This is a genomic window from Cryobacterium sp. TMT2-14 (assembly GCF_004402465.1).
Lineage (GTDB): Bacteria > Actinomycetota > Actinomycetes > Actinomycetales > Microbacteriaceae > Cryobacterium > Cryobacterium sandaracinum.
In genome coordinates, this window is record NZ_SOFV01000022.1 from 16,430 (window position 1) to 30,650 (window position 14,221).

Consider the following 14,221-nt stretch of genomic DNA (forward strand, 5'->3'; position numbering starts at 1 on the left):
GAAGCCGGCCCGGCTCTAGAAGCTGACCGGGGCCGGGGCCAGCGGGCCGGTGCGCACGAGCACGGTGCTGTCGTCGTCACAGCCCTCGATCGGGTTCGGAGTGGCCACCCGGCTCGCGGTGTCCCAGCCGGGCAGCGTCACGTCGAGGGCGCCGACCGGCACGAGGGGACAGCCGTACGCGCTGGCTTGGCCGAGGTGCAGCAGGCTGTACGCGGATGTCCCGGGCGCCAACGCGAGGACCGCCACCGGGTACCAGCGTCCCGGCTCGGTGTCGGAAGCGGACCCGACCGGCACATTCGGGGCCGCGCCGACCAGAGTCGTCACCGGGTAGCCCTCGACCGTGCACGCCGCCGGGCCGGTGTTCGTGAGGCGCAGGTCCCAGTAGAAGTTGCCCATGCCGCTGTCCTGAGGCCTCGACTGCAGCGACAGCGCCAGTTGGTTCGAACCGCAGGTGCCGGCGGAGGCCGAATCGGCGGGAGCGGGTGTCGAGGACTGCGTGGCTGGGGAGGTCGGGGTCGAAGCTGCCGTCGGGGTCGAACCGGGCGGCGAGACATCGCCGGTCGGGGGTGAACCCGGCCCCGCGCATCCGGCCAGCACCAACGCCGCCGCGCACCCCAGTCCGACTGCCATTGACCGCCCTAGACCCCGCATCACCGTCATAGCCCCAGTTTCGCACTGCCTGGGCGTTGTCGCCCAGGGACACGGGCGCGGGCCAAAGATATGTAACATCCCCCGCGAAGCTGACCTAGACTCATTTCCAAAGGGGGGGTCTGATGACCACGCAATTTCCGAAGTTCCTGGACGCACGCTACCGGGTTAAGGACCTGATCGGCCGCGGCGGAATGGCCTCGGTCTACCGGGCCACCGACGAGCGTCTGGGTCGGGACGTGGCGATCAAGATCTTCGAACTTCGCGCCACCGACGTGCCCAATATTCAGCGCCAGCAAGCCGAGATCAACGTGCTGGCAAGCCTGAACCACCACAGCATTGTCACCCTGTTCGACGTCGGTGTGGACCGGACCGAGGCGGACCACCCGCAGATCTTCCTCGTGATGGAGCTCGTGGACGGCGTCAACCTGCGTCAGCGACTCGACCGGGATCCGATGTCGACGCGGCACATCGCCCAGATCGGTTACGACCTGGCGGAGGGGCTCGACTACATCCACGGGCGCGGCGTCATCCACCGTGATATCAAACCGGCGAACATCCTCCTTGCGGAATACAGCTCGGATTCCCGAGCGCGCGCGCGGCTGACCGATTTCGGCATCGCCCTGTTCCCGGACAGCGCGCGGGTGACCACCCAGGGGATGACGACGGGCACGGCCGCCTATCTCAGTCCGGAGCAGGCCCGGGGAGAGAACCTCGGCCCGGCGAGCGACATCTATGCGTTGGGGCTCGTGCTCCTGGAATGCTTCACCGGTGAGACGGCGTTCCCCGGGGAGCCGATCCCGTCGGCCCTGGCCAGACTCCAGCGCGACCCTGCCATCCCGCAGGAACTCGCCCCGGAGTGGCGGCACCTTCTGTCGACCATGCTGGCCCGCAAGCCGGAGCAGCGCCCGCCGACCGCGGAGGTGGTGCTCGCTCTGCACCAGGCTGTTATCGCGGAAACCGGCCGCCATCGTAGTGCCGTGGATCACCTCGTCAGCGACGAACCCGCACGGCTGCACGAGGTCGCGCGCCTCGACATTCTCGACACTCCCGCCGACGGCGCCTTCGACCGGATTGCCGCGCTCGCCGCCCGGTTGTGCGATGTGCCGATCGCGATCGTCAGTATCGTCGACACCGACCGTATCTGGTTCAAATCGCATCACGGCCTCGACCTCGAGGAGATCCCCCGCGATCCGGGCCTCTGTGCCTCGGCCATCATGTCCGAGGGACCCTGGGTGGTAGAGGATGCCCGCACCGACCCGCGCGCGCTCGCAAACCCACTCGTGGCCGAGGAATTCAGCCTGCAGTTTTATGCCGGAGTACCCCTGACGACCCGGAACGGTTACAACCTCGGCACCCTGTGCGTTATCGACTTCCGACCGCGCGCCATCACCGCGCCCGAGCTCCGCACCCTCACCGACCTTGCCGCTCTGGTGATGAGCGAACTCGAACTGCGGCTGGAAAGCCGGCGCGCCGCTCTTTCCTGAAGGGAAGCGGCCCCATGAGCGGTCAGGCGGTGTGGCCAGGCGCAGTGGTCACGCGGAGTCCTCGCTCAGCCGGCACCGACCTCGATGACGCTGACGCGCAGCCCGTCGAGAGCGGCGACCCGCAACTGGTAGTCCCCGGCCGAGACGGTGTCGCCCACCTGGGGCATGCGTCCGAGCCGGTAGGTCACGAAGCCGGCCGCGGTCTCATAGGGGCCGTCCTCGAGTTCGACTCCTGTGGCATCCGTGAAGTCTTCGATATTCAGGCCGCCATCCGCCAGCCGGGCCTGGCCGTTCTCGTCGGAGTGTCCCTCGGGCACAGGCAGGTCGTATTCGTCGTGGATCTCACCCACGAGCTCCTCAACGAGATCCTCGAGAGTCACGATACCGTCGGTGCCGCCGTATTCGTCGACGACGATCGCGATGTGCACGCCGGCACGGCGCAGCTGGGTCATGGCCGGCAGGATGCGATTGGTGCCGGGAAGGAAGACGATGGCCCGCACCACCTCGGCTACGGTCGTCGCGCCGGGGTGGGCGTCGGGGTCCAGGAGATCGCGCACGTGTACGAAGCCCAGCACCTCGTCGATTGAGCGGCCGATCACCGGGTAGCGCGAGTGCGGCAGCGACCGGATCTCCTCCAGGGCGGCGGGAATCGTCTGCGTGCCGACCAGGAAGTCGACGTCTCCGCGATGGCGCATCACCTCCTTGACCAGCCGGTTGGTGGCGTCGAGCACTTCACTCAGGATGTGCCGTTCCTCGACCTCGAGGCCCTCGTGTGCGTCGACGAGGTCGCGCAACTCCTCATCAGACACGAGCTCGCTCCGGGCGTGCGGGTCTCCGCCCAGGAGCCGCACAACGGCGTTCGTCGAGACGGACAGCAGCCAGATCACGGGGCGCATCAGGGTCGCGAAGACCTGGAGCGGTGGCGCGAGCGCGAGCGCGAAGCTGCTGGCCTTCTGCAGCGCGAATCGCTTCGGCACGAGTTCCCCCAACACCAGGGAGAGGTAGGCGACGAGGAGCGTCAGACCGACCAGGGCAAGCGTGTCCGCGGCGCCTTTCGACAGCCCGAGTACCACCAGCAGTGGAGCGAGGTCGGGCGCCAGCGTGGAGGCACCGTAGGCGGCGGACAGGAATCCGGCGACGGTGACGCCGATCTGCACGGCCGCCAGAAACCGGTTCGGGTCCCGGGCCAGGTGGGCGACCGTTTTGCCACGGGTGCTTTCGCGTTCCAGCGCGCGCAGCTGGCTCTCGCGCAGGGACACCAACGCCAACTCGGTCGCTGCGAACACGCCGCCGATGAGCACGAACAGCAGCACGAGCGCCAGGTTGAGCCAGGTATAAACGTCCATGCCGGTCATTCTAAAGCCGTTCGAGGACTCCACCCGGGCCGCGCCGCTGCGTCGGCTCCTCCGGCGTGTGGCTAACTCAGGAGATCCGGCGAGTCGGCTGCTCATCGGGTCGCGGTGCCGCGGAATTGCAAGGGGCGTGGTGACGAAGCCAGCCATTCTCCTGAGTTGGCCACGGGCGGGTGGGCTCCTGGCCGGCCGGCGAGCTGCCTGGACGTCGGCTGGCTGGCTGTCCGGCGACGGAGTGTCCTGGCCCGGGAGGTGGTCTTCGATGCCTCGCGTGCATAACTCCTGCGATTTCTCGGGACCGGCGCCGGACATCCGCGGAATTCCGGGGGTGCCCGATGAGTGATTGAGCAATGTGCAGGAGTCATGCACGACGGGGTGGGTTGGAGGATGACGGCGAGGGAGAGGGGACAGTGAGGGCGCGAGGCGGGAATCCCTCGGTCAGGCCGGGAGCGGTGATGGGCCGCGGCGGCCGGCCCGCACACCCTGCCGCCAGACCGCCCAGGTCAGCGGCACGCCGGGGCGGTAGGCGAGATGAGCGACGGATGGCGCGTCAAGCACCTGCAGGTCGGCCCGCCCGCCCACGCGCAGGGCTCCGACCGCGTCCGTTCCCGTGTCGCGGCCGAGAGCCCGGGCTCCGCCGCGGGTCGCCGCCCACACCGCCTCCTCGATCGTCAGACCCATTTGCAGCACCGCGGTGGCCACGCAGAACGCCATCGACGTCGTGTAGGAGCTGCCCGGATTGCAGTTGGTGGCCAGGGCGATGCTCGCGCCGGCGTCGAGCAGCCGCCGGGCCGGCGGGAACGGCTGCCGCGTGGAGAGGTCGCAGGCGGGCAGGAGGGTGGCCACGGTGGCTGAGGCGGCGAGGGCGTCGAGGTCCGCCGGCTCGAGGTGGTTGCAGTGGTCGACGCTCGCCGCGCCGAGCTCCACCGCGAGGCGCACCCCGCCGCTGAATCCCAGCTGGTTGCCGTGTAGGCGCAGGCCGAGGCCGGCGGCGCGGCCGGCCAGCAGCACCTCCCGGCTCTCCGCCACATCGAACGCCCCGACCTCGCAGAACACGTCGACGAACTGTGCGTGCGGAGCCACCAGGGCGAGCATCGGCCCGGTGACCAGGTCCAGGTAGTCGCGCCGGTCGATGCCCGGCGGCACGATATGCGCGCCGAGGAATGTGACGACATCGGCGACGGATGCCGCCACCCGAGCCGACCGCGCCTCGCTCGCCAGGTCGAGGCCGTAGCCGGTCTTGCTCTCGAGGAACGTGGTGCCCTGCGCCTCCGCCTCTCGCCGCAGCCGGGCCGCCGTGGCCGTGAGCTGCGCCTCGGTTGCGGCGCGAGTGGCAGCCACGGTGGTCAGGATTCCCCCCGCCGCGTAGGGCTGCCCGCCCATCCGGGCCTCGAATTCCGCGGCCCGGTCGCCCGCGAACACCAGGTGGGTGTGGCTGTCGACCCAGCCGGGCAGAGCGGCCCGGCCGCCGGCATCCGTGCGGACATCGGCCGCCGGTGCCGCGGACGCCGGTCCGATCCACGCGATGCGGCCGCCCTCGATCACGAGGGCGGCGTCGGCGAGGCGCGGGGCGCCGTCCGCCTGCGTGGTCAGTTCCCGGATACCGGTGATCAGCTCGGTCGGTTCGGGGGTCATGATCGTTCTCCTGACGCGAGCGCGGCGGTGCCGTCGAGCGCGGCGAGGGCGTCGCGCAGCAGGAGCTCGGGTCGCAGCTCGGGTTGCAGCTCGGGTTGCAGCGTGCTCGACGGGCGCCCGCCAGGCCCGCCCGCGCCACCCACCAGCACCCCGGAGTCGGCGACGACGCGTCCGCCCACGATCACCCGGCGCACGTCGGCGGCCGTTGCGGTCAGCGGCAGCTGCTCCGGCAACGATCCGGCTGTGCGGATGCTGTCGCTCGCCACCTCCACGAGGTCGCACAGGTCACCGGGGATGAGGCGCTGCCGGCCGAGTCCGAGCACGGCATAGCCGTGGTCCGAAGCGGCCACGAGCAGTTCGGCGGGCGTGAACCGGCCGCGCCGGCCCGATGCCAGGCGCTCGCCGGCCTCCAGGCCGCGCATCTCGAGCAGCGGGTCGATGACGGCGTTCTGGTCCGAGCCGAGGGCTATCCGCGCGCCGGCCCGCTGCAACGCCAGGGCCGGCCCGATCCCGTCGCCGAGGTCGGCTTCCGTGGTCGGGCAGATCACAACCGAGGCCCCGGATGTCCCGATCAGCGCTACATCCTCGTCGGTGAGATGCGTGGCGTGCACGACGCTCAGCCGCGGAGCGAGCGCCCCGATCCAGGCCAGCACCTCGGTTGGGGTCCGGCCGTAGGCGGCCCGGCAGTCCGCGTTCTCCTGAGGCTGCTCCGACAGGTGGATGTGCAGTGGAACGGCATCGGGCAGCCCGGCGAGCGCCTCCCGGATCGCGGTCGGGGACACCGCCCGCACCGAATGGATCGCCGCGCCCAGGGTGACGCGGGCATCCGTGCCGGCCTGGATGTCGGCCTGGCTGTCAGCAGGGGAGCCGTCGCCGTCATCGGCCGTGGCAGCACGGCCGAGCGCCGCGCGCAGCGAGTGCCACCGGGCCAGCCAGGCGGCCGCCGATCCGTCGCCGAAGGCGCGCTGCGCGGGGGTGAGGGGCATCCCGATCCCGCCGTCGAGGTAGAGCGTGTCGAGCAGCACCAGACGGATGCCCACCTCCCGTGCCGCGGCCGCCAACGCCAGTTCCATGGCGTGTTCGGCGGGGTAGCGGGAGCCGCCCGGCCGGTGATGCAGATAGTGGAACTCGCCGACTGCCGTGAAACCGGAGGCCAGCATCTCGGCGAACACCGCCCGTGCCAGCAGGAAGTACCGCTTGGGGTCGAGGCCGGCGGCCACCTGGTACATGGCCTCCCGCCACTGCCAGAAGTCGCCGCCGGCGTCGTGGGTGCGGCCCCGCAATGCCCGGTGGAAGGCGTGCGAGTGCGCGTTGGCCAGCCCCGGCAGCACGGTGCCGAGCCGCACGTCGCCGGGCCGCGGCTCGGAGCGCGGTGTGACAGCCTGAAGGCGCCCGTCCGTGCCCACCTCCAGCCGCACGCCGGGCAGGGCAGCCCCGTCGACCAGCGCCAGCTCGCACCAGTAGGCGGCCACCGGTGTCCCCGACTGTCCAGCCCCAGCCTCGACCCCGCGCGCGCTCACAGCAGGCTCCGCAGCAGGGTCTCCAGGGCGTCGATCCCGGCGACGCAGTCGCCCACCTCGGCGAATTCCTCGGGGGAGTGCGAGACGCCGGTGGGATTGCGCACGAAGAGCATGGCGCTCGGCACGCTCGCTGCGAGCACGCCTGCATCGTGCCCGGCACCCGTCGGCAGGGCCGGAACGAGGGCGTCACCGCCGAGCACCGACCGGAATCGTCCCACGAGCTCGGGGTCGAACGTCACCGTTCCGGTCCAGGACTCCTCGGTGACGGCCACGGAGCATCCGTTCACCAGGGCGGCCTCGCCGACGGCCGCCTCGATTGCGGCGACCAGGTCGCGGGTCTCGGCGTCGGTGGGCGCGCGGGCGTCGAGCCAGGCGTGCACGGATGACGCGATCACGTTGGTCCCGCCCGGCACCACCTCCAAACGGCCGACCGTGGCGCGCGCGCCGGGGTGGTTCCCGGCGGCATCCTGCACGGCGACGATCGCGCGGGCGGCGGCCACGAGCGGGTCGCGGCGGTCTTCCATCGGGGTGGCGCCGGCGTGGTTGCCCTGGCCGGTCACGGTGAGGCGCCAGCGCCCGTGCGCGAGGATCGACGACGCCACCGCCACGGGCCGGCCGAGGTCGACCAGGCCGCGGCCCTGCTCCACGTGCAGCTCGATGAAGAGGCCGATTCGGGCCAGGGCGTCCCGGTCGGCGCCGAGGTGCGCAGGGTCGAGCCCGGCGCGGCGGGCAGCCTGGGCCAGGGTGATCCCGTCGGCGTCGATGAGTGCGCGGGCCCGGTCGGCGTCGATGCCGCCGGTCAGCAGCCGGGAGCCCAGGCAGGCGATCCCGAATCGGGAGCCCTCCTCCTCGGCGCAGACGAGCACAGCGCAGGGGCGGGACGGCGTGAACCCGGATGCCCGCAGCCGCGCCACGGCCTCGAGCGCACTGACCACGCCGAGGGGGCCGTCGTAGGCGCCGCCGCCGGGAACGGAATCCAGGTGGCTGCCCGTGACCACGGCATCCGGCCCCGGCTCTCCCCACCAGGCCCAGAGGTTGCCGTTACGGTCGGTCTCGACGTTGAGCCCGAGGCGCTCGGCGCGCAGGGCGAACCAGGTCCGCAGCTCGAGGTCGGCACCCTGCCAGAGGTGCCGGGAGTAGCCGCCGCGGCGGGAGTCCCGCCCGGTGTCGGCGATCTCGGCGAGTCCGGCGAGCATTCCGTGGGCGAGCTCGCTCATGCGCACACCCCACTCACTCCGACTCCCACATCGGCACGCGCAGGCCGCGCTCCCGGGCCACCTCCTCGGCCCGCTGATACCCGGCGTCGACGTGCCGCATCACGCCGGTGCCGGGGTCGTTGGTGAGCACCCGGGCGATCTTCTCGGCGGCCAGGGGGGTGCCGTCGGCCACGATCACCTGGCCGGCGTGGATGCTGCGGCCGATCCCGACGCCGCCGCCATGGTGGATCGACACCCAGGTGGCGCCCGACGCCGTGTTCAGCAGCGCGTTCAGCAGCGGCCAGTCGGCGATCGCATCCGACCCGTCCAGCATGGCCTCGGTCTCCCGGTAGGGCGAGGCGACCGAGCCGGAGTCGAGGTGGTCGCGGCCGATCACGATCGGCGCGCTCAGCTCGCCCGACGCCACCATCTCGTTGAACTTCAGACCGGCCCGGTGCCGTTCCTGGTAGCCGAGCCAGCAGATCCGTGCGGGCAGGCCCTCGAAGTGCACGGTGTTCTGCGCCTTCGTGATCCAGCGGCGCAGGTGCTCGTCCTCGGGGAACAGCTCCACGATGGCCCGGTCGGTCGCCGCGATGTCGGCCGGGTCGCCCGAGAGCGCCACCCAGCGGAACGGGCCTTTGCCCTCGGCGAACAGCGGGCGGATGTATGCGGGCACGAACCCGGGAAAATCGAACGCCCGCGCGCAGCCGCCGAGCTCCGCCTCCGCCCGGATCGAGTTGCCGTAGTCGAAGACCTCGGCACCGGCATCCTGGAAGCCCACCATCGCGGTGACCTGTTTGGCCATGGATGCCCGGGCGCGCTCGGTGAACTCCTCGGGCTTCGCGGCCGCGTAGTCGTGCCACTCCTCCGCAGTGACACCCTCCGGCAGGTAGGCCAGCGGGTCGTGCGCGCTGGTCTGGTCGGTGACGATGTCGATCGGCACCCGCCGCTCCAGCAGCTCGGCGAACACGGTCGCCGCGTTGCCGACCACGCCCACGGAGAGGGCGCGCTTCTCGTTCTTCGCCGCGAGTACCCGGGCGATGGCGTCGTCGAGGGTGGGTGCCAGTTCGTCGAGATAGCCATGCTCGACCCGGCGCAGTAGCCGGGACTCGTCCACGTCGACGATCAGCACGGCGCCGCCGTTCATGGTCACGGCCAGTGGTTGCGCGCCGCCCATGCCGCCGGCCCCACCGGTGAGGGTGAGCGTGCCGGCCAGGGTGCCGCCACTGTGTTTGTGAGGCCCGCCCTCACGGGCGGCGATCTTTGCGGCCACGGCGGCGAAGGTCTCATACGTGCCCTGCAGGATGCCCTGGGTGCCGATGTAGATCCACGAACCCGCCGTCATCTGGCCGTACATCGTCAGGCCGAGGGCCTCGAGGCGGCGGAACTCCGGCCAGGTCGCCCAATCGCCGACCAGGTTGGAGTTGGCGATCAGCACCCGCGGCGCCCACTCATGCGTGCGGAACACGCCGACCGGCTTGCCGGACTGCACCAGCAGCGTCTCGTCCTTTTCCAGCGTGGTGAGCGTGCGAACGATGGCGTCATAGGCCTCCCAGTTGCGGGCGGCCTTGCCCGTGCCGCCGTAGACCACCAGGTTCTCCGGGTGCTCGGCCACCTCGGGGTCGAGATTGTTCATCAGCATCCGCAGCGGGCCCTCGGTCTGCCAGCTCTTCGCGGTCAACTTGGTGCCGCGGGCGGCGCGCACGGGGCGGGATTCGGACATCACTGTCTCCTAGGGGGTTCGGGGGTTCGGGCGATTCGGGGTCGATCAGTCCGTAGGGAGGTTGGGGACGGCACGGCTGAGACCGGCGGACACGTGCCCGGCAGCCTGGGCCAGCAGCGGGCCGTAGCGACGGATGTCCGCGGTCTCCACCCGGTAGCTCGGGATGACCAGGCTCAGGGCGGCGATTGTTCTGGCCTCCGAACGGATCGGCGCGGCCAGGGCCGTGACATCCGTTTCGACGCCGCGTTCGACGACCACGTAGCCGGTCTCCGGGGTATGCCCGGTGAGCACCTGCCCGGCCGCGGAGCGTTCGAGCGGCACGGTGCGGCCGACCCAGCTCGTGTGCCGCACCGAGTGGGTGCCCTCGACGATGGCGATGTAGAGCCCGGTGGCGTTGTGGCCCACGACGCTGAGGTAGACGGACTCGCCGGTCTCGGCGACGAGCCGCTCCATGGCCGGGAGGGAGAGGGTGACCAGCGACTCGCTGCTGAGCGACTGCGCGCCGAGCTGGATGATGCGGCTGCCCGGCAGGTAGGCGCCGTCGTCGGTCTTGTGCACGAAGCCGCGGGTCTCGAGCGTGCGCAGCAGGCGCAGGGCGGTGCTCGGTGCGAGGGCGACGGCGCGTGAGCTCTCCGAGAGCGTGAGCCCGTCGGCGTCGCAGATCACGGCGAGCAGGTCGAGGGCTCGTTCCACGGTTCGGGTGGACGACTCGGCCATGGGTGCTCTCCCGGTTCTCGTGCGGATGCTGATGTCATTCAGTAAAACTCAAGTGCCACTCTATGGCAAGAGGCGGATGGGAGACCCGTTCCCATTCACCGGGTCCAGGGCTCGACCGCGGACACCGCCCTCGTCCTCGCCGACTCCTCCACCTCTCGCGACCTTGTCTACGCCGCGGCGGGGAGTCGACGAGGGATGCTGCTCAGCCGGTGGGATCAGTGACCTCCGCCGAGGTTGCCGGCGAGGCGGGCGTGGATATTGGTGCTGGCATCGTTCATACCGACGATCACGGCGCGTTTGCCGAGACGTTCATATTTGTTCGTGATGGAGTCGAGGGCTGCGACGGTGGAGGCGTCCCAGATGTGGGAGGCGGCCATGTCGATGACGATGCGGTCCGGGTCTTCTGCGTACTCGAACTGGGTGGTGAGGTCGTTGCTTGACGCGAAAAAGAGCGCGCCGGTCACGGTGTAGTACGCAGTCGGGACAGACTCATCATTGGACAAGCTGCGTTCAACGTCTACGAGGTGCGCCACCCGGCGGGCGAAGGCGACCATTGCCACGAGAACCCCGACGACTACGCCGATGGCGAGGTTGTGGGTAATTACGACCACGGCGACTGTGGCGACCATGACCGTAGTTTCGCTTTTTGGCATCCTCTGAAGTGTGGACAGACGGATGCTGTGCCAGTCGAAGGTCAGCACCGAGACGATGATCATCACGGCCACCAGGGCGGCCATGGGGATGATGGCGACGACATCGCCGAGAGCGACGACCAGGATCAGCAGGAATACGCCGGCAAGGAACGTGGAGATGCGGGTTCGGGCGCCGGAGGCCTTCACATTGATCATGGTCTGGCCGATCATGGCGCACCCGCCCATGCCGCCGAAGAAGCCGGAGAGCATGTTGGAGACGCCTTGACCCCAGGTTTCGCGGGTCTTGTGGGAGTGGGTGTCGGTGACCTCGTCGACGAGTTTGGCCGTCATTAGGGACTCGAGGATGCCGACCATGGCCATGGCCAGCGCGTAGGGGGCGATGATCGTGAGCGTCTCTGCGTTGAGGGGAACGTTTGGGATGAAGAGTTCGGGGAGGCTCTTGGGCAGTTCGCCCTGGTCGCCGACGGTGGGCACGTTGATTGCGATGGTGACGGTTGCGATGGTCAGCACCACGATGGCGACCAACGGGGCGGGGATAATCTTGGTGAACCGGGGCATGACGACCATGATGATGATCCCGATCGCCACCAGCGGGTACACCATGAACGGCACCCCGAGCAAATGCGGCAACTGTGCGATGAAGATGAGGATGGCCAAGGAGTTCACGAATCCGACCATGACGCTGCGCGGGATGAAACGCATGAGCTTGGCCACACCCAGCACGCCCAGGATCACCTGCAGGAGCCCGGCCAGGATGACCGTGGCGATGAAATAATCCATGCCGTACTCGCGTGCTACCGGGGCGATCACTAGGGCGATGGCTCCCGTTGCGGCGGTGATCATCGCGGGGCGGCCGCCGAGGAACGCAATGGATACGGCCATCACGAAGGACGAAAACAGTCCAACCCGTGGGTCGACGCCAGCGATGATGGAGAACGAGATCGCTTCCGGGATCAGCGCCATCGCGACGACGAGGCCGGCGAGAACTTCTCGGGTGAGGAGCCGCGGAGTTCGAAGTGCTGTCATCACCGATGGCTCGGCTTTGTAACGGTCGGGCGAGGGGGATTTTTGAGCGAGTGCCATGGGGCCTCCAGGGACGGGGCTCGCGGTGGCGGGCCAGAATAGGGGAAGGGGAAGGGGAAGGGGTGCGCCCGGTGCGCACAATCATCCGCCGATACGGCGAGGATGGATGGTGGGCTGTCACACATTGTCAGCCGACGATCACAACTCTACCCTAACGTTAGGGTTATGTTCGAGTCCACGCATGAGAGGTCCCGCCATGTCACCGACTGAGCCAACGGCAACTATGCATATCGGCGAACTGGCCGAACGCACCGGACTGTCATTGCGAACCATCCGCCACTACGACGAAATCGGTTTGCTCAGGGCCTCAGGCCGGACCGATGGCGGCTTCCGTCTCTACACGGACGAAGATCTGGCCCGGTTGATCCTGATCCGGCGCATGAAGCCGCTGGGCTTCTCGCTTGAAGAAATGATGTCGCTCCTCAAGACCATCGACACACTGGACGGCGCCATCAAGGGCGCCGACATTGCCGCCGTGAGGTCAGACCTGGAATCCTTCATCGCACAGGCCGAGGAGCGGCGCCAGGGGCTGCGTGATCAGCTCGCAATGGCCGACGAATTCCTTGCTCTCCTGCGCCAGCAGTGAGCGAGTGCCCTGCGGTGGACTCAGGTGGCTGAAGGTTTAGAACAGCTCACTTCCGCGAATTCATGGGACTCTGAGTAGTGTGACCCGCTGTCGCCCTGACGACCGCCGCTCGACCGAAAACGGCATCGCTGACGGTGACGACAGCTTTTTCGAAGAATGTCCTTGCCGTCGAATCCGCTGCAACATTTGAAGCCCGCGGACTCGGCAAGGCCGTGCTGTCCGTGAGCCTAAGCGTCTCTGACGACGAGCGGCTCAATGAAGCGCCGGGCGAGCGAGCCCCGCCGATCGAGATCGATGCCCCTCTGGCGCTGGAGCCGGGCACACTCACGATCCCGTTCGACACGGCGGACCTGGCCAGGCATTGTTCTGTCCGGGCGCGAGGTGGAAGCTGACACGTTGTCTTCATGGGTACGGGAACAGTTAGCCGCATTGGTCTGAACTCAGGTGGGACACCATGAGCGCCAGCCGCGTGCGCAGCGTCATCTACGGCGAAGCGTTGAACGCTTTCCTCTATCGGCGCGAGGTCCCAGTCAAGCAATTCTCCGAACTCGTGCGGACGGCTCTGGCTGTCTGAAGAATTCAGCTGCGCGAGTCCGAGCGTTCGATCAGTCGACGTTGCCTGAACGAGCAGCCACACCCACGCCGAAACCCACGGCCTTGACCCAGCCAGTGTGCTGCGGGACTCGTGGAACGAACGAGAACGCGGCACCGCCGACGACGTCGGCCCCGTCTTCTCCCACCGAATGGAACGACGTATCGAAACGGCCCCCGCCAACCAGGTGCCAGCAGTGGCCGGGCGTCCGCCGAAGTCGACGTGTTCCGCGACCGGTACAATATGGACCCGGCACAGACCGAGGCCATTCCCGCGGCGTGCCGTGAGCACGCGGTTGGTGCCGAACTCGCGGCGCGCGTAGCTACCCTGCAGAAGAAGCAGGCTCAGAGCACCCCGCCGAACGCTCGCGAAACCGGCCGGCATAGGCCGGACACCGCACTCGACGTGATGCGCGCCGCGAACCGGACCACGGCAGGTAAGCAGCGTGAAGCGCAATGCGCCGCCGGCCTCACCGTAATGCCGCGGCAGGCCACGCGCGGAGACCAGACGACACATTCCGACGACCAGCGTACCCGCGATGACGGCCGCGAACGGTAGAAAATCCGACGCCTCAATGCCGTCGAGCAAGGAAGTCCCGAGCCTCATTTGATCGATTTTCGAAACGACGCGAATTTGAAACTGCTGATCCTTGAGCACCCGGGCGATCGGGCAATCGCGCGACTTTCAGACCGCCCCGCGGTCCGTTCGGAGACATCCCGACCGAGAGCACCCGCCGACAGGAGTGGGTGCGCCTTGCCGCCGAAGTCGACGTGTTCCGTGACCGGTACAAGGTTGAACCGACCCAAACCCAGGCCATCCCTGAGGCGTACCATGAGCGCAGCGTTGGCGCGGAGCTCGCGGTACGAGTGGCGGACCTGCAAGAGAAGCAGGCTCAGAGCGCGCCGCCGAGCAAGTGCGGGGCCGGCCAGCAGATGCCGGCTACCGCGCTCGACGAGGTGCGCGATGCGCGCTGCCGGCCTGACCGTAAAGGCCCGCCCGGCTACCCGCGGCGACGAGTCGAAATCGACC

At 69.0% G+C, this 14,221-nt stretch carries 12 protein-coding genes; 4 read left to right on the forward strand and 8 right to left on the reverse strand.

What is annotated here, in order from left to right:
• Positions 1–15: 15 nt before the first annotated feature.
• Positions 16–630, reverse strand: coding sequence for a DUF4232 domain-containing protein (locus tag E3O28_RS08165; protein ID WP_166784771.1), 615 nt, complete (start codon positions 628–630; stop codon positions 16–18).
• Between the two features lie 143 nt (positions 631–773).
• Here E3O28_RS08165 and E3O28_RS08170 point away from each other — a divergent pair, with 143 nt between their 5' ends.
• On the forward strand, positions 774–2,135 hold the full coding sequence (locus E3O28_RS08170; RefSeq protein WP_134415587.1) for a protein kinase: 1,362 nt from the start codon (positions 774–776) through the stop codon (positions 2,133–2,135).
• A gap of 65 nt (positions 2,136–2,200) precedes the next feature.
• Here E3O28_RS08170 and E3O28_RS08175 read toward each other — a convergent pair whose 3' ends face one another.
• From E3O28_RS08175 to E3O28_RS08205, 7 genes are all read right to left on the reverse strand, one after another.
• The gene (locus tag E3O28_RS08175) at positions 2,201–3,481 is read right to left on the reverse strand and encodes a hemolysin family protein (protein ID WP_104102664.1); all 1,281 of its coding nucleotides are present in this window, start codon (positions 3,479–3,481) and stop codon (positions 2,201–2,203) included.
• A gap of 444 nt (positions 3,482–3,925) precedes the next feature.
• Positions 3,926–5,122, reverse strand: a complete 1,197-nt coding sequence (gene hutI, locus E3O28_RS08180; protein ID WP_134373520.1) for an imidazolonepropionase — start codon at positions 5,120–5,122, stop codon at positions 3,926–3,928.
• Complete coding sequence (locus E3O28_RS08185) at positions 5,119–6,642, reverse strand: formimidoylglutamate deiminase (protein ID WP_241973058.1); 1,524 nt, start codon at positions 6,640–6,642, stop codon at positions 5,119–5,121. Before E3O28_RS08185 ends, hutI begins: the two co-directional genes overlap by 4 nt.
• Positions 6,639–7,859, reverse strand: a complete 1,221-nt coding sequence (locus tag E3O28_RS08190) for an allantoate amidohydrolase (protein ID WP_198411554.1) — start codon at positions 7,857–7,859, stop codon at positions 6,639–6,641. Before E3O28_RS08190 ends, E3O28_RS08185 begins: the two co-directional genes overlap by 4 nt.
• Before the next feature lie 13 nt (positions 7,860–7,872).
• A complete protein-coding gene (hutU, locus tag E3O28_RS08195; protein WP_134373518.1) occupies positions 7,873–9,561 on the reverse strand; it encodes a urocanate hydratase in 1,689 nt (562 codons plus the stop codon).
• Between the two features lie 45 nt (positions 9,562–9,606).
• Positions 9,607–10,278: an IclR family transcriptional regulator C-terminal domain-containing protein gene (locus E3O28_RS08200; protein ID WP_134415588.1), complete on the reverse strand. Its 672-nt coding sequence runs from the start codon at positions 10,276–10,278 to the stop codon at positions 9,607–9,609.
• Positions 10,279–10,493: 215 nt separating this feature from the next.
• On the reverse strand, positions 10,494–11,957 hold the full coding sequence (locus E3O28_RS08205; protein ID WP_347232373.1) for a SulP family inorganic anion transporter: 1,464 nt from the start codon (positions 11,955–11,957) through the stop codon (positions 10,494–10,496).
• A gap of 280 nt (positions 11,958–12,237) precedes the next feature.
• Here E3O28_RS08205 and E3O28_RS08210 point away from each other — a divergent pair, with 280 nt between their 5' ends.
• The 3 genes from E3O28_RS08210 (at position 12,238) to E3O28_RS08220 (ending at position 13,750) form a co-directional block, all read left to right on the forward strand.
• On the forward strand, positions 12,238–12,600 hold the full coding sequence (locus tag E3O28_RS08210) for a MerR family transcriptional regulator (RefSeq protein WP_241973059.1): 363 nt from the start codon (positions 12,238–12,240) through the stop codon (positions 12,598–12,600).
• Between the two features lie 134 nt (positions 12,601–12,734).
• Positions 12,735–12,992, forward strand: a complete 258-nt coding sequence (locus E3O28_RS08215; protein WP_134415591.1) for a hypothetical protein — start codon at positions 12,735–12,737, stop codon at positions 12,990–12,992.
• Between the two features lie 443 nt (positions 12,993–13,435).
• Positions 13,436–13,750, forward strand: a complete 315-nt coding sequence (locus E3O28_RS08220) for a hypothetical protein (RefSeq protein WP_134415592.1) — start codon at positions 13,436–13,438, stop codon at positions 13,748–13,750.
• Positions 13,751–14,221 lie beyond the last annotated feature (471 nt).